This is a genomic window from Marinifaba aquimaris (assembly GCF_013328345.1).
GTDB classification, from domain to species: domain Bacteria; phylum Pseudomonadota; class Gammaproteobacteria; order Enterobacterales; family Alteromonadaceae; genus Marinifaba; species Marinifaba aquimaris.
In genome coordinates this window covers 48,834-69,255 of sequence record NZ_JABULX010000016.1, presented here as the reverse complement: position 1 = coordinate 69,255, position 20,422 = coordinate 48,834, and the positions used below count along the sequence as shown (strand labels likewise).

Here is a 20,422-nt window from a genome sequence, read left to right as displayed (position 1 = left end):
AAAACAATTAGATGCGCAAAGCTTTCTCGCCTCGTGAAAGACCAGATACACCCGAACGCACAGTTTCAATGATTTCTGTTTCTTGACGAACAGAATCAATAAACGCATCTAACTTCTCGCTTGTACCGAGTAACTGAACAACATAAGTGTTAGGTGTCACATCAACGATTTGACCGCGGAAAATATCCGCAGTGCGTTTGATTTCATCACGCGTTTTCGCACTTGCAGCACGTAATTTAACTAACATTAATTCACGCTCGATATGCGCACCGTCAGTTAAGTCAGCAACCTTAAATACATCAACAAGCTTGTTTACTTGCTTTGTAATTTGTTCGATAACGTGGTCATCACCATACGTAGTAATCGTAATACGAGAAAGCGTTTCATCATCAGTTGGTGCAACCGTTAAGCTATCAATGTTGTAACCGCGCTGTGAGAATAAACCAACAATTCGCGATAATGCACCCGGCTCGTTTTCTAATACAATAGATAAAATTCGACGCATGATTAGCTTCGCTCCGTTTTACTTAACAACATATCATCCATAGCACCGAATTTAATTTGCATAGGATAAACGTGCTCTGACTGGTCAACGATGATGTCCATAAAGACTAACTTGTCTTCCATTGCGAAACATTTTTCCATCGCTGCATCGAGCTCTTTCGGATCACTTACACGCATACCTACATGGCCATATGCTTCTACTAATTTAACAAAATCAGGAATAGCTTCCATATACGATTCACTGTGTCGTCCTTGATAAATTAAGTCTTGCCATTGACGAACCATACCTAAAGCTTGGTTATTTAAAGTAATGATCTTAACTGGAATACCGTACTGTAGACACGTTGATAACTCTTGAATATTCATCTGAATAGAGCCATCGCCTGTAATACAAACAGATACAGAATCTGGTAAGGCAACCTTAACACCCATAGCAGCTGGGAAACCAAAGCCCATTGTGCCTAAACCACCTGAATTGATCCAACGACGTGGCTTATCAAATGGGTAGTAAAGTGCACCAAACATTTGATGCTGACCAACATCAGATGAAACATAAGCTTCACCATTTGTTGCTTTGTATAGAGATTCAATAACTTGTTGTGGCTTAATCACTTCATCGCTCTTTTCATAGCTTAGTGATTGACGAGAACGCCAGCCTTCAATTTGCTGCCACCAAGTGTCAATTGCATCTTTGTCTAACTCAATAGGGTTAACTTCAAGATGCGCTTCGATATCCGTTAACACTTGATCAATTGAACCTACAATTGGTACATCAGCACTGATTGTCTTCGAGATAGAAGCAGGATCGATATCAACGTGTAAAATTGTCGCGTCTGGGCAGAATTTCTTAACATTATTGGTAACACGGTCATCAAAACGTGCACCTAAAGCAATGATCACATCAGAGTGGTGCATTGTTTTGTTGGCTTCGTATGTACCGTGCATACCTAACATACCTAAACATTGCTTATGCGTACCAGGGAACGCACCTAACCCCATTAGGGTATTGGTTACAGGTAAGTTAAACTTCTCAGCAAATGCGGTGATCTTGTCACTACATTCAGCTGCAATTGCACCACCACCGACATAAAGTACTGGGCGCTTAGCTGTGGCAAGTACATCTAGTGCTTTTTTGATCTGGCGCTTGTGGCCCTTAACCGTTGGGTTGTACGAACGGATAGAAACATCTTTTGGATATTCGTAAGGGTGAGATTCTTTTGGATTAACCACATCTTTTGGAATATCTACAACAACAGGGCCTGGACGACCTGTTGAAGCAATATGGTAAGCCTTGGCGATCATGACAGGAATATCTTCAGCTTTCTTACATAAGAAGCTGTGCTTTACGATAGGACGAGAACAGCCCACCATGTCACATTCTTGGAATGCATCCTCACCAATCATAAAAGTTGGTACTTGGCCTGATAAAACCACCATAGGGATTGAATCCATATAAGCGGTTGCAATACCCGTAATAGTATTAGTTGCACCAGGACCTGAGGTAACGAGTACGGTACCCACTTCACCAGTCGCACGCGCGTAGCCATCAGCCATATGGGCTGCTGCTTGCTCGTGACGAACTAAAATATGTTCTAATTCAGGTGCAGCAAATAAAGCATCATAAATATCCAGAACTGCACCACCTGGATAACCAAAGACATGTTTAACACCCGCATCTTTGAGTGCACGTACCACCATTTCGGCGCCCGACATCATTTCCACGATACATGTTCCTCTAAAACTGTAAAAAATTGTTGGCAAGAATAGCAATTTATCAAGCGATTAAAAACGTAAATAAACTAAGTTTTTTAACTTATTTGTCATTTTTTATTAGAAAAAGCCAAAAGTAGTAGTTTTTCATAACCAAAATCGCTTTTTTGCTTAATAAAATAAAAAAAGGTGTTTAAAAAAACACCTTTTCATCTTTCTACCAGAATTTGAATAAAATAGTTCAAGTTTCGCAATATTTTTTATAGCTCATTGGCTTGGCGATCAGTAGCAATAATTGCAGAACCATCTGGGTAAGTGGCGAGATCATCACTATCAATAATCCAAGGGGCCATGCACTCACGGTCATTAATACAATTGTCAGTCAGTGCGTGTAAAAATGCGACTAAGTCACTCGCCATTTGTTGGTCTATCGCAGCAGTCGGACCCAGCGGATTACGTACTAGGTTATCGTTATCACCTTGCTCTAAACGGTCAATAGCCGCAGCAGAGTTGGCAACGGCATCTGGGTAAAGTGATTGGCATTGAGTTGTCGTTTTTACTAAGTAATCACTGACCTGTGGAAGCTGACAAAAAGCAGAGTTATCTGCAATATCGGCACTGGTTGCAGTATTTAAGTCGTTAACACCGAAAAGCGACTGACAGCACCACGAGGGGTGATGTAATGAAAAACAACTTCCTCTAATGTTTGATAGGTACCAGCATGGCCGTAAGGTGCAGTTTGAGCAATATTTAATAAACTCGGTGTTCTGAAGTGATATCTATCTCTGGCATCTTGAGTCACGTTTTCACGTCCAAAATCAGCGGTATCAGCCACACCTACTTTTCCCGAATTATTGCCTTTACCTACTCCAATTTGCGGAAACCCCACTAAATGGTGTCGTTCATCTGAAAAGTTATCTCCACTGTGACATCTCACACAACCAGCACCACCTCGATTTCTTGGAGAAAAGAAGACCAAAGCACCGCGTTTTTGCTGCTCAGATAAAGCGGTTAAATCACCTTGTAAATAGTTGAACCAAGGATTATCGACAAACGTCATGCTCCTTTGGTACTCAGCTAAAGCTTCAGCAATGCGGTCATAACTAATCTCGCCATGAGGATATGCTTGATTAAATAATGCTGGCCAGTTGGTTTGAAAATTTTCATCCGAATTGTCAAAACGGCTGGCTAAAGATGACCTAAGTTGTTGATTAGTTTGATCTGAGGCAAAGCTAGCACGCATTTCATCAACCGAAGTCACCGGAAACCGAGCTTGTGCTGCCACTAAACTCGTCGAATCTGTTAACGTATCATCAGCTCGGCGATTGCCATTATTGGTTAAGCCCGAGTCAGGTGTGATAATTGCACTGCCGACACCATTAGTGTTTTCAACTCTTCGACCGCGAACTTCAACCCTCGAATCCCAAAATAATCCATTATCAAATAAAGCAACATTCAACACTGTTGGAGAATTTCGAGGCACCGCAGACATACTCGTTAAATCAGCGCCATTAAAGCGCCCATGTCCAAGTAGCTCAATAGCAGGCTCATTCGATAAATCTACCGCTTTGACGCCCACTGCAAGTGACAACTGGTCCGCACCACCTAACATAGGGTGGTGGCAACTCACACAAGCTACATCTTGCTCACCCGATAATAGGTCAGTAAAAAATAACGCTTTGCCAAGCTGTGCTTTAGCATCCTCAATCGAAGGAATAGTTCGAACGGCACTGGGGTTGGCATTAATTTGACGCAAGTTATCTCGACTGAGAACCTGCGCTAAACGCTGATCCAGTGCATCGCCTGCCAATGTATTAATTGGTTGAGGACCAGTTTGTCGATTTTCAGGTCGTATTGGCCGTTCATCTCTTTCTGGGCGCTGTCTTTGTCCATTCTCATTTTGCGCTGCATTTACAGGAGCATTTCTTGCTTCAGGGTTAGGACGAGGAGGCTCGGCCGCCCCTGCCAAGGTTAATTTGGTACCTAACATCAAAACAAACATACTGCTTAACTTGTTCTTCATTTTTGACTCCTTCTCGTCGTGGCAGCCCATTACGGGGCTTTACTTGTGTTAATTTAGGTTAAGAAGGTGCAAGAAAAACCGAATAAATGTGCAAACAATGTGCAATTCCAACAAAAAAGATTCACAAATTAGTAAGGCTCGCGCATGATAAATTTAAGCTAGTTACTGTTATTTGTTATGCGCATACAAAATAAACTCTTTACTGTCCTATTTGTGATCAGCTCGTGTGTAATTATTCTGAGCTTTGCTTTGATGCATTGGAATTTAAAGCGCGATTTAATTGAGTTTGCCAATCAAAAAGAAGCGCAAGCATTACAGCCATTTGTTGAAGCGCTGGCCCTGCAGTATCAAAGTGATGGCGACTGGCAAGCTTTCACCCAAGAAAAACACAAATTTGCCCGCACCTTTGATTGGAGCGTCGACAACAAAACACAAATTAGACAACTATTACCCGCCCCAAGAGAAAGAAGAAAAGGTAAGCCGAGGAAAAAACATCGCCCTGATCACGACGGCTTTTCACCAAGGCACGACAGAGCTAAACCGCCAAGAAGGGCGCCGCCAGATAGACACCCACCGCCAAAATTGAAAATAGCCTTATACGATGCGACTAAAAACCATGTTTTAGGTCCTAAAAACCTTAAGCAATACAACAACTGGATCGCTATCAAGAACAGTGAAGTCACCTTAGGCTATTTAGTCACGATGCGACAAGAGCGCTTTTTCGATCGCTATGAAGCGAATTTACTCGCGACTCAGAAAAAGGCATTTATCTTCATTGCAGGGGCACTAATTATCATTACATTTTTAGTGAGTTTGCCTTTAGCGCGTCACTTTACCAAACCGATTCAGCAACTCGCAGCCAGATTACATCAACTCACCCAAGCAAACTTCAAAGCGCAAAAAGTGCTGCAACGAAAAGATGAATTAGGCCAATTAAGCAGAGATGTTGAACAGCTCGCTATTACGTTGAGTGAAACGGACAACCTGAGGAAACGTTGGTTTGCCAACATATCTCATGAGCTCAGAACCCCCATTGCCATCATGCGAGGTGAGATTGAAGCGATTTTGGATGGCGTCAGACCACTTGATTTAACGCAAATAGAGTCATTTGAACAAGAGATCAAGCAACTTCAGCGCTTGGTTGATCACCTTTATGCCTTGGGTGCCAGTGATGTAGGAGGAATGAATTACAAAAAGGAAATGATTGATATAGTCGAATTGTTAAATATTGAATATCAGGCCTACCAAACCAAATTAACTGAACAGAATATGACGCTTCATTTTGATTTTAGTGTCAAAGCGGCAGACGTTTATGCCGATGCCGACAGACTTGGCCAGTTGTTTAACAATTTGATTATCAACGCAGTTAAATACGCAGGAGCCAACACCCAGTTAACCGTTAAACTCACTGAGACCAAACAAGCACTCCTCATCCAGTTTTGTGATAACGGCCAAGGTGTGCCTGAAAGTGAGTTGACGCATTTATTTGAACATTTATATCGAGTCGAAGCTTCGCGGAATAGAAAAACAGGCGGTTCAGGTTTAGGCTTAGCCTTATGTAAGCAAATAGTTGATGCTCACCAAGGTCAAATTTGGGCACAAAAGACACAACCACATGGCCTAACGGTTTGTATTCAATTACCCACTCAATGAAACAAAGCTTGATTCAACAAGCATGAAAAAGGTACGCCATGGAAAACGCACACGTCTTAGTGTTCGAAGATGAAGCCAAGCTAGCGCAATTAAACGCAGATTATCTGTCACAACAAAACTTCCAAGTCAGTATTTTAGATGATGGGGCTATGGTTATTGATTGGGTACAGCAACACCAACCCAATGCCATTATTTTAGATTTAATGCTACCCAACAAAGACGGCATGACCATTTGCAAAGAGCTGAGACAATTTTCAGATGTGCCCATTTTAATGGTGACAGCGAGAGTAGATGAAATTGACCGTTTACTCGGGCTGGAGTTAGGTGCAGATGACTATATCTGCAAACCTTTCAGCCCACGAGAAGTGGTGGCAAGAGTAAAAACTGTGTTAAGGCGCACGGCACCAAAATCTCATCACGCAGACAGTCACATCGACTTCTCATTGGATAAAACCTGTTACCAAGCGAAATACCAACAACATTGTGTAGATCTAACGGCGATAGAATTTGAGATGTTATCTTTACTCAGTAAAAAGCCCGGACAAATTTTTAATCGCGACCAACTGATGACAACTTGTTATCCAGATAACCGCATTGTCAGTGGCCGAACTATCGACAGCCATATCAAAAAGCTAAGACAAAAACTGGAAAGTTTAAAAACCGGCCAAGAGTTAATTCAGTCGGTTTACGGAGTTGGCTATAAATTTACGTTCGATACATAAAGTTACAGCACAGCTGTGCTGAATGACTAAACTAAACGTATCAAACCTACAGACACGATAATTATTCTACAAGGACACCTTAGATGAAAGATATCCGTTTTCGTTTTAGCTGCTTACTCGCGATATTGATTTTATTAGCTGGTTGCTCAGCACTGGGTACTGCAACCAAAAAGCAAGATTTAGCCATTAACACTAAATTGACTCAAACTATTTTTCTGGACCCTGTAGCCCCAGATAAAAGAACAGTATTTTTACAACTTAAAAACAGTTCTGAAAGTGCGCAATTTAACATTGAGCCGACACTTACCAATGTATTGGCTAGCGCCGGTTATCAAGTAACCGACAACCCAGAGCTCGCAACTTATTGGCTGCAAGCTAACGTAAGGTATGTGGGTCCACCTGAAGGTAAAGAGTTTGAAGATGTAATGTCGAGTGGCTCTGCCGCGGTTCAAGGTGCTATCGCGGGTGCGGCTATCTCTGCTGCAACAGGTGGTGACGGCAGTGATAACGCCAAAGCAGCACTTTTAGTTGCTCTGATAGGCTATGCCGCAGATAGCATGGTTGATGATGTTTATCACACTGCTATTACTGACGTACAGTTATCTGAAAAAACCAATGATATAGTGACTGATGAATCAAAACACCATTTATCACAAGGTGAAAGTGGAACCACTAAGCAAACGATCACTAGCACCACGAATCGCAAAAAGTACCAAACACGCGTTTTAATCACTGCGAACCAAATGAATATGGTGATTGCTGAAGCTGAAGTTAAAATGCAAGAAAAGCTTACTCAAGCCTTATCGGGTCTGTTCTAAATGGCCAACGACTCGATGATTGAAGCCTTTCAATCATCGAGTTTCACTGCCCTTTCCCAATTCAGCCACTTAACAATAATTCCCGATAAAAAACGCTTGCTTAAAGTATTCGTTAGCTTTGATTGTGCTACACTAGCGCCAGTTAAAATAAAGCAAAATGAACTCTATCTATTATGTCAACAGAACAAGCCAACTCAACATCAGAGACAACCGCTAACCACGAAGTGACTGCACAGGTAAATAGTGCAGATGATCAAACTACCCACTTTGGTTATGAAACGGTAAAAACCGAAGAAAAAGTTAAAAAAGTTGCTGAGGTGTTTCACTCTGTTGCCGCAAAATATGACGTAATGAATGACCTAATGTCGATGGGTATCCACCGTTTGTGGAAGCGCTTCACAATAGATAATTCAGGCGTAAGATCGGGCCATCAAATTTTAGACTTAGCCGGTGGTACCGGTGACTTAACAGCTAAGTTCTCTAGAATTGTTGGTGAAAAAGGTAAAGTTGTCTTAGCTGATATCAACAACTCAATGTTGGAAGTGGGTCGAGAAAAGTTAAGAGACTTAGGTGTTGTGGGCAATGTAGAGTATGTCCAAGCCAACGCAGAATGCTTACCTTTTGCCGATAACACATTTGATATTGTTACTATCGCGTTTGGCTTGCGCAATGTAACAGATAAAGATGCAGCCCTTAGTTCAATCTACCGCGTGTTAAAACCTGGCGGACGTCTACTGGTATTAGAGTTCTCAAAACCAACACAAGATTGGCTGGCAAAAATTTACGATGTCTACTCGTTTAATATTCTGCCAAAAATGGGCGAACTCGTCGCTAATGATGCTGATAGTTATCAGTATTTAGCTGAATCGATCCGAATGCATCCAGATCAAGATACCCTCAAGGGTATGATGGAAAATGCAGGGTTTGAGGAAACCAGTTATCACAACTTAACGGGGGGCATTGTAGCCCTTCATAAAGGATTTAAATTCTAATGCCAGCTACAGCCTTAGTGACCGCCTTGGTTGAGCAAAGCCTCAACCACTGGTTGAGTTTAAGCAAACAACAAACGACCATGCCCAGCCAGTTAGCGGGTAAACAGTTTGCTGTAACCATTAAGGACATAAAGCTAACACTGGTATTTGTCTTTAGCGCTCAAGGTAATATTGATGTTATTGCCAATAGTGAGCACGCAGATTGCCATTTGAGTTGCCGTTTAGAAACGCTTCAAAAGCTCGAAGATACATCACAGCTGACTGCATTAATCAAATCAGGTGAATTAGACCTGGATGGCGATATCCATGTAGCACAGCACTTTGCAGATTGGTTAAAACAGAGTTTAAACCGCTGGCAAGATGTATTAGCGAGTATTGTTGGCGATATAGCCTGTTATAAATTGACCCATGCAGGTGAACAAGTCAAAGCAAAGCTAGACCACAAGGTACAACAAGATAGAGAAATGGTGCGTCATTGGTTGTTCGATGAAAAGCAACTTGCAGCCCATCCTATCGCGGTGACTGATTTTGCTGACCAAGTAAACCAGCTCAGACAAGACACAGATAGACTTAGCGCACGAATTGCTCAGCTCTCCTCTCAGATTAATCAATAGTTTCTAGTTATGCGCTTTTTCAGACTTTATACCATAGTAAAAACCTTGCTCATCTTTGGCCTTGATGACCTGATCCCAGATAAATTTAAACCTTGGTACTTTAATATTTTAAGAGCCAGTATCTTCTGGCTAAGAAACCGCCATAAGGATAAATCTCACGGCGAGCGTTTGCGTTTAGCCTTGCAGTCACTCGGCCCAGTATTTATCAAATTTGGGCAAATGCTCTCGACGCGTCGCGATTTAATGCCTGATGATGTAGCGAACGAATTAGCCATTTTACAAGACCAAGTTAAAGCATTTGATGGTGAACAAGCCAAGGCCATCATAGAGCAAGCATGGCAAGTCGATGATATTAGCGAAGTGGTTGATGACTTTGATATGCAACCTCTAGCATCCGCGTCAATTGCTCAAGTACACACAGCAAAGATAGCAGCAACAGAGCACTTCCCTCACTCAGAAATTGTTATCAAGGTTATCCGCCCTGATATTGCCAAAGTGATTCGTTCTGATATTGATTTAATGCATGTCCTTGCCAGTATTGTGGCGAAATTCTTAGCAGATGGTAAACGCCTGCGACCAGTAGAAGTGGTTAGAGAGTACGAAAAAACCTTATTTGATGAATTAAACTTACTAAGAGAATCGGCGAATACGCTGCAGTTAAAACGCAATTTTGAAGGTTCAGATTCACTTTATATCCCTGATGTACATTCCGACTTGTGCCGTGAAAACGTGCTAGTAATGGAGCGTATTTATGGCATTCCATGTGCCAATGTCGCCGAGCTTGAAGCGCAAGGGACAGATATGAAGCTGCTGGCAGAGCGCGGTGTAGAGATCTTCTTTACTCAGGTGTTTAGAGATAGTTTTTTCCACGCAGATATGCATCCAGGCAACATATTTGTCTCGCGTGAAAATCCAGATAACCCAATGTACATAGGCATTGATTGCGGTATTGTCGGCACACTAAACAAAGAAGATAAGCGCTACTTAGCAGATAACTTTATCGCCTTTTTTAATCGCGATTATCGCAAAGTAGCAGAGCTGCATGTTGATTCAGGTTGGGTGCCAAGCCACATCAATATTGAAGAGTTTGAATTTGCGATAAGAACCGTTTGCGAACCTATTTTTAACAAGCCCCTAGCTGAAATCTCATTTGGCCATGTGTTGATGAATTTATTCAATACCGCACGTAGATTTGAAATGGAAGTACAGCCGCAACTGGTTTTATTGCAAAAGACGTTACTATATATCGAAGGTTTAGGTCGCCAGCTATATCCTCAATTAGATTTATGGACAACAGCTAAGCCTTTCTTAGAAAATTGGCTAAAAGATCAAATTGGTCCAAAAGCGATATGGCGCAACATCAAAGAAAACGCGCCATTTTGGGGTGAAAAATTACCAGAGCTGCCTGATTTGATATACAAAAGCCTCAAACAACAACAAAACCATCAAGCCCAACTGAACCAGTTACTTGAACAAAAACAAGCTAAACAAACTAGCTTATTCAGTCAAATTGGCCATGTAGCAGCAATCAGTGCTGCGATAATATATGGACTGCAATCCGATCTACTAGTGAGCAGTGGTTTAGTCTGTGTAGCCATCATCGCCTGGGTTGTTGGACATAAGCTTTAAATATGAAAAAACCTTTAAAAGTTCTATACACCAACTATCACGATGGTTACGGTGGTGGTCACACCACCTATTTGATGGCTTTGGCTAATAGCCCACTTACTATCAACTATGTGGCCACACCCACATCAAGTGATTTGTATCAGTTTTTACAAGCATCTGGATTTAATAAGCTGCTACCAGTTGGTTTTGCCCGTAAGCCAAAACACTTAGGTTTGTTGTTCAAGTCAGCGAAAAAAATTGCTCGTTTTATTGAAGAGCATGAAATAGATATTGTCCATGCTAATGGCGATGCAGATAACCGCACAGTTTATCTAGCCAAGTACTTTTGCAAACGCCCTTTTAAGCACGTTTTCACCAAACATAACTCGCACCCAATCACCAATTTTATTGCCAAGCGCAAGTTTAAAAAGCTCGATGGGGTGATTTTTGTCGCGCGCTCAATCAAACGCACCTTAGGTATAAAGCCCTTAACACTCAATCATACCGTTATCGAAAATGGCGTTAATACCACGCACTGGCAACTTAAAGATGAACCTAAGTTACCTGCAGATGCGACTTACCTAGACACAGATAAAATAAGACTGACCAGCATTGCCGGAACTATGCACTACAAAGGTTGGCATAACTTAGTTAACGCTTTAAAAACCTTACCAGCAGAGATCAGAAGTAAGTTTGTTGTCACTTTAGTGGGAAAAACAATTCCTGAACTCCGAAAATTAAACTGGTGTAATGGCGATTATTTATCTGAGCAAGTACATTTTATTGGTTTTAAAACCGACCCTAGAGCTTACTTAGCACATTCTGATATTGGCTTTGTATTGTCACATGAAGTAGAAACGATCAGCTTTGCTTGTCGTGAAATGATGAGTATGGGCTTGCCTATGATAGTTAGCGATTACGCAGGGCTGCCCGATAACGTCGACAATGATATTAACGGCTGGATCACTCAAACCAATGATGTCGAATCCATAGCTAAAGTACTGAAAAATATTGCAACAATGACACCAAAAACCCTATCGCAAATGAAACAAGCCGCTAGGAAAAAGGCTGAGCAAGAATTTGCCATTGCCCCTATGTTAGAAAAGACGCAGGCGCTCTATCTAAGCTGCCAATAAAAAAGGCGCTAAATGCGCCTTTTTTATTGGCTATGAATTATCGAACTACACCTTAAAACTGGCAACCATTTCATTTAATTCCGTTGCAAATGCCGCCAAACTCTCACTTGATTTTGCAGTATGGGCAGCACTATCTGTTGTTTGCTCCGCCATATCATTAATCTGATTAATAATAGACTTAACTTGCTCGGTCGTAGCGTACTGCTCTTCGGTTGCTGTACTGATCATAGTATTAAGCTCAGCCACTTCCCCCATACCTTTATGCATTTGTTCAACTAAAGCGCCAGCTTCCTTGGCAAGCGATACACTTGATTCTGCTTTAACTTGGCATTCAGTCATATTACTAACCGCTTCTTGAACGCCGCGCTGTAAAGACTCAATCACATCAGTAATATTCGCCGTAGACTCTTGTGTCCGACTGGCTAAGGTTCTGACTTCATCAGCAACAACAGCAAAGCCACGCCCTTGCTCTCCAGCTCGGGCAGCTTCAATTGCAGCATTTAAAGCCAATAAATTAGTTTGTTCAGCGACACCTTGGATTGTCGATACAATTTCGCCAATGTCCTTACTTGCGTTTTCTAATGCAATAATTTGACTGGCAGAGCTTTCAACACGCTCACCTAACTGGCTAATTGAATCAATATTCTCATTCAAGACTTGAGCACAATGTCTAGTTTCATCAGTCGCTTTTCTAGTAGCGGTTAGAGTCGTGATGGTGTTTTCAGATACTTCAGCAATAGCGTGTACCATTTCATTTGAAGCCTGATCAGCCTTTTTCACATCGTCTCTTTGGCTGTTCATACCGTGATTGATTTGCTCAGTTACTGCTGATAGCTCTTCAGCTTGTACGGCTAAATCGCCCGATGACGCTGCGATACGTGTCAGTACTTGTCTAAAATCAACAAGCATTTTATTAAATGCATTACCAATTTCAGCGAGTTCGTCTTTACCCTCGGCTTTTAACGTCACAGTTAAATCGTTGTCCTTGTTAACTTGCAGCATTAAGTCGCGAATTTTATGTAAAGGCTTATAGATATTACGACCGATTAAATGTGATAACCAAGTTGCAGTGATCAAGAAAAACAGTGCAGTTGCAATCAATGTACGCGCATTTTCCCAGAAGATATCAGCCACATCATCTAAATAAATACCCGTCCCTATCACCCAGCCCCAAGGTGCAAATTCTTTTACGTAAGAAACTTTATCGACTGGCTCTTGTGCTCCGGGTTTATTCCACTGGTAATAAACATACCCTTGGCCTTCTCTATCGATAAGTTCAACCATATCAATGAAGAAATAAACACCATTTGGATCACTAATGTGTTTGACATTTTTACCCACTAAAGCGGTCTTTGGATGAGTAAGCATGGTGTAGTCTTTTGTGTTGACCCAAAAATATTCCTCCCCGTCATAGCGCATTTTGTTTAATGCGCCTAAAGCATGCTGCTTCGCTTCTTGTTCAGAAAAACGTCCTGCCCGGTATTCTTGATAAAAGTACTCAACAGTATGGGTAGCAGACTCTGTTAAATGAGCCGTTTTAATGTAGCGATCTTCAAGTAAATTAAATTTTAACGTTTTGACCGATACGGCCATGATAACCAAAAGACTGATTAAGGTGATTAGGGTTAATAAAGCAAGCTTGTAGCGAATGCTCAGCTTGCTAAGTAAGTACATCATGCTTTCTCTCTTACTTGCCTAGGCAGGGGGAATCAATGTTACAGTTTGGTTACATTCTAAAGAAAGGTAGTTTGATAAACGAATATGAAGAAAGTTAGAATTATTACAAATTGATATAAATAACGAAAACTATAAACTTCAAGCCGAAAAAAACCAATAAAAACCTTACAAAACAACAACTAATGAATTCACATTAAAACTTTAGAAATCAAACCACAATAACAAGCAAACGATAATGATAACCATTAACATTATCGTTTAGTTTAATGTAAATAAACTTTAACAAAACTGCAATAATTAATTAGTTGAACTTACCTTGAAGTACTTGCCATCTTCTAACCGATACATGGTGAGATCATTTCCCCAAACGCAGCCGGTATCAAGTGCGATCACGTTAGCATGTTGCGTCTGTCCAAGTAGAGAAGCCCAGTGGCCGAAGATGATTTGATGCCCTTTCATTTCTTCGTTTTGGTAATCAAACCAAGGATTTAGATGTGAAGAAGCCTGAGCAGGTGGATTTTTTTCTAAGAAGTCTAAAGCTAAATTGGAGTCTAAATAACGCATTCTTGTTAGTGCACTAACCGTAAAGCGAAAAGCATCTTCTTTATTGTGTTTTTTACTCCAAACTTTAGGCTCATCGCCGTACATAGTCGGCAACCATTTTTTATAACTTTTGCCTGCTAAAATTTTCTCTGCAGCCTTTGCTTGTTCCAGTAATTCGGACAAAGACCAAGCTGGATACCAACCGGCATGAGAAATTACGTGTAACTTCTCATGCATAGTGATGGTCCTAACTAACGGCTGTTTCCTGAGCCACTCGATATAATCATCAAGCTCAGACCAAGCGAGGAGATCATCTAAGTAATCTTTTCTTTTTGCTTTTCTGAGCCCGTGATAAACGGCAATAAAGTGGAGGTCGTGATTACCTAATACAGGTTGGACAGCATCACCTAAAGACAGCATCAACTTGGCTGTCGATAATGAATCACTACCACGAGCGACTAAGTCGCCAACAGGTAATAAAACATCTTTGCTTTTATCGAAGTTAACTTGCTCAAGTAACTGAACAAGCTCAAGGTAACAACCTTGAATATCTCCAACAAAGTAATGCGCCATAGGTTTCTAGTTTAAGATATTTGGAACCGCTAAACGGAAGACATCAATCGGCGCTTCAAACGAGCTACCGTCTTCAGTTTGCATTTCATAGTGGCCTTGCATGGTCGCTACAGGTGTTTCTACAACAGAGCCACTTGTGTACTGAAAGCTATCACCGGGCTCAATAACAGGCTGCTGGCCAATTACACCTGAGCCGTGTACTTCGTTTTTCTTGCCATTACTATCGGTAATTAACCAATGACGATTTATAAGCTTAGCCGTTTTCTCGCCAGTGTTTTCAATCGTGATGGTATAGGCAAATACGTAACGGTCATCATCAGGTTGTGATTGTGCCGCTACGTACTGAGTTTCAGTGGTGACTTTAATGGTATTTTCCATATTCGACTTACTTCTACTGATCGCGCTGTGAGATATATTGAGTTAATCGGATATAACTTTCAACGTCAATATTTTCAGCACGTAAAGATGGATCTATGTTTAGGTTTTCTAACTCTTCTGTGGTGATCAGCTTTTTCAAACTGTTCCTTAACGTTTTACGGCGCTGGTTAAATGCATTATGGCAAATAGAAGACAATAACTTAGCATCTAATTCTGCGCGTTCACTTACCGCTTTAGGTATTAAACGCACAACAGAGGAATCGACCTTTGGTGCAGGTTTAAAACACTCTGGTGGCACAAATAACACTTCTTCTGCATGACAGTAGTATTGCGCCATAACTGTTAAGCGACCGTAGTCTTTATTACCTGGCTCTGCACATAAACGATCAACCACTTCTTTTTGCAGCATAAAATGCATATCGTGGATAATATCGACATGGCTGAAAAGGTGAAACATTAAAGGTGTCGAAATGTTGTAAGGTAAGTTACCAAAAACTTTGAGTTTTTTATCTTTGCCTTCAACAAGCTGTGCGAAGTTAAATTTCATCGCATCCGCTTCGTGAATCGTCAGCTTATCCTTTAAAAAAGGATGATGACGCAATCGCTCAGCTAAATCTCTATCAAGTTCAACAACATTAAGGTGGTCAATTTCAGCCGCAGCGGGCTCAGTTAATGCTCCTAAACCTGGGCCAATCTCAACGTGTTCGTAGTCATTATCTGGGCCAATAGCCAAGACTATATCGGCGATAATATTTTCATCGAATAAGAAGTTTTGGCCAAAACGTTTACGCGCTCTATGCCCTAAATGAACTTTATCGTTACTCATTATTTAGCTCGTTTTGATGCCATATCAATGGCGGTATTAAGTGCGACTACAAAACTACCGTGATCGGCATTACCCGTTCCGGCTAAGTCTGTTGCTGTACCGTGATCAACCGAAGTACGGACGAATGGCAAACCTAAGGTAATGTTTACAGAGTTACCAAAACCTTTGTATTTGAGTACTGTCAAACCTTGGTCGTGATACATAGCTAATACCGCATCAGCTTGTTCTAAATATTTAGGCTGGAATAATGTATCAGCAGGTAGTGGCCCCACTAAATCCATTCCTTGAGAGCGCAATAAATCGAGAGCAGGCTCTATCGTATCGATTTCTTCTCGACCTAAATGGCCACCTTCTCCCGCATGAGGGTTTAAACCACACACAAAAATTTTAGGGTTTTCGATACCAAACTTTTGTTGCATGTCTCGATGTAAAATTTCGGTAATTTTACAAATACGTTCATGAGTTACTGCTTTTGATACGTAAGCAAGTGGGATATGAGTGGTCATCAAGGCAACGCGTAAACCTGTAGTGGCTAACATCATCACGACATCAGTTGTGCCAGATTGAGCAGCAAAATACTCAGTATGGCCACTAAAAGAAACACCCGACTGATTAATAATGCCTTTGTGAACAGGGCCTGTAACAACTGCATCAAACTCACCGTCCATGTTGCCATCACAAGCAACACGTAAGGTTTCAACCACGTAGTGGCCGTTTGCCGCGTCTAATTGCCCGGTAACCACATCTGCATCAGCTTCAACGGTTAACACCGTCAATACGCCTTTTTTCTGAGGGACAGCTTGAGCATTTTTATCATATGCTTCAATTTTGATATCTAAACCAAGTTCTTGCGCCCTCTGTTGCATCACTTTTGGATCAGCGATACAAATAAGTTGCGCAGGCCAATCTTGCTGCGCTAAAGCCAGTACTAAATCAGGGCCAATGCCTGCCGGTTCACCCGGGGTAACTGCTATTTTTAAAGTCATAAATTTATAATACTTCTATATAGGCGCTTTCACGAATTTGACGCAACCAAGCTTCGGCTTCTTCGGTAAACTTACGTTTGAAGATCATTTGATAAGCTTGGTCTTCTTGCATTTTTTCAGTTGCGTCTTGTGTGCGCTTTTCAAGTAATTGAACAATGTGCCAGCCGTGTACAGTCTTGAAAGGACCAGCGTACTCACCTGTATCAAGTGTTTTTAATGCGTCTCTAAATTCCGGTACGTAGACATTTGGGTCGGCAAAGCCTAATTCACCACCGCGAGCCGCTGAACCAGGATCAGCAGAGTGTTCTTTAGCTAGCGCTTCAAAATCGCCCTCACCAACTTTTAAATCTACGATGAATTCTTCAAGCATTTGTTTTGCTTTGTCATCGCTTAAAATAATAGATGGCTTAATAAGGATATGGCGAGCATTCACTTCTTGTACTTCTACAACTTGGCGACCGCGAACATCAAACAAGGTAATGATGTGAAAGCCAGCACCAGAGCGAATAGGCCCCATGATGTCACCTTTCTTTTTACCCGCAGCCACTTCAGCAAATAAGGTTGGCATTTCGTTGATGTTCATCCAACCTAAATCACCGCCATCAAGTGCACGAGGACCAGAAGATGCAGCAATCGCTACTTTTTTGAAATCACTCCCTGTATTTAGCATGTCTAATACTTTTTCTGCACGTGCTTTACTGTCTTCAATATCAGTTGCAGTTGCCTCAGGCGGAATTGAAACTAAGATATGACCAACGTGATATTCCTCATTTTTACTACCTTGTTCTTGAATTAAACGAACAAGCGAGTCAATTTCTTGAGGTGAAACATAAATACGACGAGAAACCGCATTTCGGCGAATTTCAGTCGTGATCATTTCAGTGCGAATTTCTTCGCGAAACACTTCGTACTTAGAGCCCGACTGCTCTATTTGATTGCGCATTTGCTCAACCGTTTGGCCTTGATTGGCAGCAATACGGCCGAGAGTTTGTTCTAACTGCGCGTCAGAAACTTGGAAACCAGCGCGTTGTGCCATTTGCATTTGTAAAGTGCGAAGAATAAGGCGTTCAATAACCTGTGTTCTCAAAGCTTTATCCGATGGCAAGCCCTGGTTCGCCTGCTCTGCTTCGCGCTTTTGCGTTTGGATCATGCTTTGTACTTCACTTTCAAGGATAACGCCTTGATCAACAATAACAGCTACCTTATCTAATAGTTCAGCAGCTTGTGCTGATGCAGTCATTAGTAATGCAAATACAATAGCCAGCTTATTTCTTATCTTCATTTCATTCTCACTGGTTAATAAAATACGGACGGCGATGACCGAAAATACCTTCTTCTAAAACATTGTGACGGTTGCCTGATTGACCGATACGACCAAAACTGAATCGTAACATAATACCGTTATCTGTTTCATTGCTGACTTCATTCGGGTTAGTGTCAGAAACTAAGTCGGTTACAATATGCGATTCATAGGCTAATTGCACACTCCAACAACAAGATTGATAAATAAAACCAATCCGACTTTCTAACTCGCGCGAGTTTTCAAAGTCGTGGTAAGTACTGCCAAACATTTGCCAGTTTTCATCAATCTCCCAACGCCCTGCTACACCTGCCATACTGATTGTATTACCAGAGACATCTCGAGCAAAACGGTGTGAAACTTGTACTACATGGGTTTCATCGAGTTTGTAGTCTAACTTGGTGTAACTTTTACGTGTCACACCTAAATCTGTGTCGTATTGCAAACCGTGGTGAAAAAACCAGGTATCGCGAATATCAAAATTAAAATCGAGTGCCAGTGCCGATTCACCACGCGCTAACTCGAGTTCTTCATCTAAAAAGTCGAGCTTAGTGTTATCTAGATAGAAAATCTGACCAATGCTAAATTGCAGCTTCTCTTGGTTTTTGTCATTGATGAGCCTAGAAGTCACACCTAGTGTTACCTGATCAGCTTCAACAATTCTATCTATACCGCTAAATGGGCTTTTGCGAAACAATCCATAGAAGTCATCTTGTAGTAGTGACGTGTCGTAAAGACCAATATCGGATTGGTCTTCATATGGGACCCATAGATATTGTGCTCTAGGCTCAAGTGTTTGCGTCATTGCCTTGCCAAACCAATTCATAGGCCTTTCTAGAATCATCCGGCTATTTAAGCGAACACGAGGAATGGCTCGAGTAATGGTTTCGTTATCTGATGTAACAGCAGTTGAACCGTCAACAGCACTCTCGATACCATCTTGGCGATAAGCACTGGCCAATAAACTGGTTTCAGCCGAAACTTCCCAGGCAGGTTGTGTCCACTGCCAAGTTAACGTGGGTTCAGTGTGTAAGCGAATGGCTTCAGGTTTTACTTGCTCTTCGTTTTCAAAGTAAGCCGCTTCCATAGGTACGGTCAATTTGAAGTTTTCATAACCTAAATCAGGTGTATATTCGGCTACAATTTCAGGTAACACTCGGTAAGGTTGTGATGTTTCACCAAATGATTGGAAGTCTCTGAAGTTTACTTCAACAAACCATTCTTTATGGTGCTGATAAAAGCTAATCAAACTTTCAATATGCGTATCAACGCTGTTAAAGCCGCGAAAACCAAAATCATTCAAATAAGCATCATCACTTACCTGGTTCAAGTCGACATTTGCTTTCCAGTCACCCCAAACGCCACCTTGATAAGTCAATTTGACGGCGTGACGATCTTCTTCAATCGGTGAATCTTTATCATCGTTAAGGTATTCACCGTAAAATTTAGTCAAACCTTGTTCACTCATATAGCGAACTTCACCGCCCATCATGGTGCCGCGCTCAGACATGTATCTAGGTGTTAATGTCGCATCATAATTTTCGGCAAGGTTAATATAGTAAGGCGTGCTGATATCTAAACCTTTTGATTTAGAACTATCTAGCTTAGGCATTAAAAAGCCAGTTTTGCGTTTATCCGTTAACGGGAACGAGATATATGGCAAATAAATAACGGGCACATCCATCACATCAAAGCGGTTGTGCCAAGCTTCGCCCCATTCTCCATCTACAGATAAAGTGATTTCGGATGAACGCAGCACCCAATCCGGTTCATCTTCAGGACACGTGGTAAATGTCGCATCGAGTAATATAGCAGAATGTTCACCTGGTGCTATGGCAATTTTTTCAGCTTCGCCATGACCGCGATAACCTGCTAATCGGTATTCAGTATCTGAAATACTCAAGGCTGAGTGCTGAACATCGACACTAAAATCTTGCCCTTCAACCACAACATTGGGGTGATTAAAGACGATCCGTCCTTGAGCTTGAAGTTGTTTCTTGTCTTTAGAGACAATGGCCTTATCGGCAACAATAGATGAGTTGTCGGAGAATATCTCTACATTGCCCTCGAATATGGCTTCATTGCCATCAGACATACGAACAGAATCTGCATCAATTGTTATATTTTGGCCAGAGAAATCGGGAGCTTGAGTAAAGGTTTTCGCTTCTTGAGTTTCAGCCTCTGATAGCTCAGCTAAAGCAGGAAAACATTGCTTAAAGTTATATTCTTGAGCGTAGGCGGGTATTAAGGAACTCAGAGAAATAATAGCAGCAGAAGTAGCAATAGTAGTTTTGGACGACATTAACGACCGGTTCCTTAACAAAATAAAACGGTTTCAAGCTAATTAACTAAGATTAAT

The 20,422-nt window shown here is 41.5% G+C and carries 18 protein-coding genes; 7 read left to right on the top strand and 11 right to left on the bottom strand.

What is annotated here, in order from left to right:
• Window positions 1-7 precede the first annotated feature (7 nt).
• From ilvN to HR060_RS11370, 4 genes are all read right to left on the bottom strand, one after another.
• Window positions 8-505 (bottom strand): acetolactate synthase small subunit, encoded by a 498-nt coding sequence (gene ilvN / locus HR060_RS11385; protein ID WP_174200420.1) that lies wholly within the window; start codon window positions 503-505, stop codon window positions 8-10.
• A 2-nt stretch (window positions 506-507) separates the two neighbouring features.
• Window positions 508-2,226, bottom strand: a complete 1,719-nt coding sequence (locus HR060_RS11380; protein ID WP_174200419.1) for an acetolactate synthase 3 large subunit — start codon at window positions 2,224-2,226, stop codon at window positions 508-510.
• 248 nt (window positions 2,227-2,474) lie between these two features.
• Window positions 2,475-2,633 carry a hypothetical protein gene (locus HR060_RS11375; protein WP_174200418.1) on the bottom strand — a complete coding sequence of 53 codons (159 nt, stop codon included), beginning with the start codon at window positions 2,631-2,633 and terminating at the stop codon, window positions 2,475-2,477.
• Between the two features lie 212 nt (window positions 2,634-2,845).
• Window positions 2,846-4,237 carry a cytochrome-c peroxidase gene (locus HR060_RS11370; RefSeq protein WP_174200417.1) on the bottom strand — a complete coding sequence of 464 codons (1,392 nt, stop codon included), beginning with the start codon at window positions 4,235-4,237 and terminating at the stop codon, window positions 2,846-2,848.
• A gap of 252 nt (window positions 4,238-4,489) precedes the next feature.
• Between HR060_RS11370 and HR060_RS11365 the strand changes: the two genes are divergently transcribed.
• From HR060_RS11365 to HR060_RS11335, 7 genes are all read left to right on the top strand, one after another.
• Window positions 4,490-5,890, top strand: a complete 1,401-nt coding sequence (locus HR060_RS11365) for an ATP-binding protein (protein ID WP_174200416.1) — start codon at window positions 4,490-4,492, stop codon at window positions 5,888-5,890.
• Window positions 5,891-5,928: 38 nt separating this feature from the next.
• Window positions 5,929-6,612 carry a response regulator gene (locus HR060_RS11360; protein WP_174200415.1) on the top strand — a complete coding sequence of 228 codons (684 nt, stop codon included), beginning with the start codon at window positions 5,929-5,931 and terminating at the stop codon, window positions 6,610-6,612.
• An 83-nt stretch (window positions 6,613-6,695) separates the two neighbouring features.
• Entirely contained in the window at window positions 6,696-7,430 is a 735-nt protein-coding gene (locus tag HR060_RS11355; protein WP_174200414.1) for a complement resistance protein TraT, read from the top strand.
• Window positions 7,431-7,603: 173 nt separating this feature from the next.
• Window positions 7,604-8,422 (top strand): bifunctional demethylmenaquinone methyltransferase/2-methoxy-6-polyprenyl-1,4-benzoquinol methylase UbiE, encoded by an 819-nt coding sequence (gene ubiE / locus HR060_RS11350; protein ID WP_174200413.1) that lies wholly within the window; start codon window positions 7,604-7,606, stop codon window positions 8,420-8,422.
• Window positions 8,422-9,036, top strand: coding sequence for a ubiquinone biosynthesis accessory factor UbiJ (locus HR060_RS11345; protein ID WP_174200412.1), 615 nt, complete (start codon window positions 8,422-8,424; stop codon window positions 9,034-9,036). The genes ubiE and HR060_RS11345 overlap by 1 nt, the downstream gene beginning before the upstream one ends.
• 9 nt (window positions 9,037-9,045) lie before the next feature.
• On the top strand, window positions 9,046-10,665 hold the full coding sequence (ubiB, locus tag HR060_RS11340; protein WP_174200411.1) for a ubiquinone biosynthesis regulatory protein kinase UbiB: 1,620 nt from the start codon (window positions 9,046-9,048) through the stop codon (window positions 10,663-10,665).
• Window positions 10,666-10,667: 2 nt separating this feature from the next.
• On the top strand, window positions 10,668-11,780 hold the full coding sequence (locus HR060_RS11335; protein WP_174200410.1) for a glycosyltransferase family 4 protein: 1,113 nt from the start codon (window positions 10,668-10,670) through the stop codon (window positions 11,778-11,780).
• 45 nt (window positions 11,781-11,825) lie between these two features.
• On the opposite strand, the gene HR060_RS11330 is transcribed toward HR060_RS11335, so the two are convergent.
• From HR060_RS11330 to HR060_RS11300, 7 genes are all read right to left on the bottom strand, one after another.
• A complete protein-coding gene (locus HR060_RS11330) occupies window positions 11,826-13,457 on the bottom strand; it encodes a methyl-accepting chemotaxis protein (RefSeq protein ID WP_174200409.1) in 1,632 nt (543 codons plus the stop codon).
• 297 nt (window positions 13,458-13,754) lie between these two features.
• Window positions 13,755-14,573 carry a symmetrical bis(5'-nucleosyl)-tetraphosphatase gene (locus tag HR060_RS11325; protein ID WP_174200408.1) on the bottom strand — a complete coding sequence of 273 codons (819 nt, stop codon included), beginning with the start codon at window positions 14,571-14,573 and terminating at the stop codon, window positions 13,755-13,757.
• 6 nt (window positions 14,574-14,579) lie between these two features.
• Window positions 14,580-14,951 (bottom strand): Co2+/Mg2+ efflux protein ApaG, encoded by a 372-nt coding sequence (gene apaG, locus HR060_RS11320; protein WP_174200407.1) that lies wholly within the window; start codon window positions 14,949-14,951, stop codon window positions 14,580-14,582.
• A gap of 13 nt (window positions 14,952-14,964) precedes the next feature.
• Entirely contained in the window at window positions 14,965-15,777 is an 813-nt protein-coding gene (rsmA, locus tag HR060_RS11315) for a 16S rRNA (adenine(1518)-N(6)/adenine(1519)-N(6))-dimethyltransferase RsmA (protein ID WP_174200406.1), read from the bottom strand.
• Window positions 15,777-16,763, bottom strand: coding sequence for a 4-hydroxythreonine-4-phosphate dehydrogenase PdxA (pdxA, locus tag HR060_RS11310; protein WP_174200405.1), 987 nt, complete (start codon window positions 16,761-16,763; stop codon window positions 15,777-15,779). The genes rsmA and pdxA overlap by 1 nt, the downstream gene beginning before the upstream one ends.
• Before the next feature lie 4 nt (window positions 16,764-16,767).
• A complete protein-coding gene (gene surA / locus HR060_RS11305) occupies window positions 16,768-18,045 on the bottom strand; it encodes a peptidylprolyl isomerase SurA (protein ID WP_174200404.1) in 1,278 nt (425 codons plus the stop codon).
• A 7-nt stretch (window positions 18,046-18,052) separates the two neighbouring features.
• Window positions 18,053-20,365 (bottom strand): LPS-assembly protein LptD, encoded by a 2,313-nt coding sequence (locus HR060_RS11300; RefSeq protein WP_174200403.1) that lies wholly within the window; start codon window positions 20,363-20,365, stop codon window positions 18,053-18,055.
• Window positions 20,366-20,422: the final 57 nt, after the last annotated feature.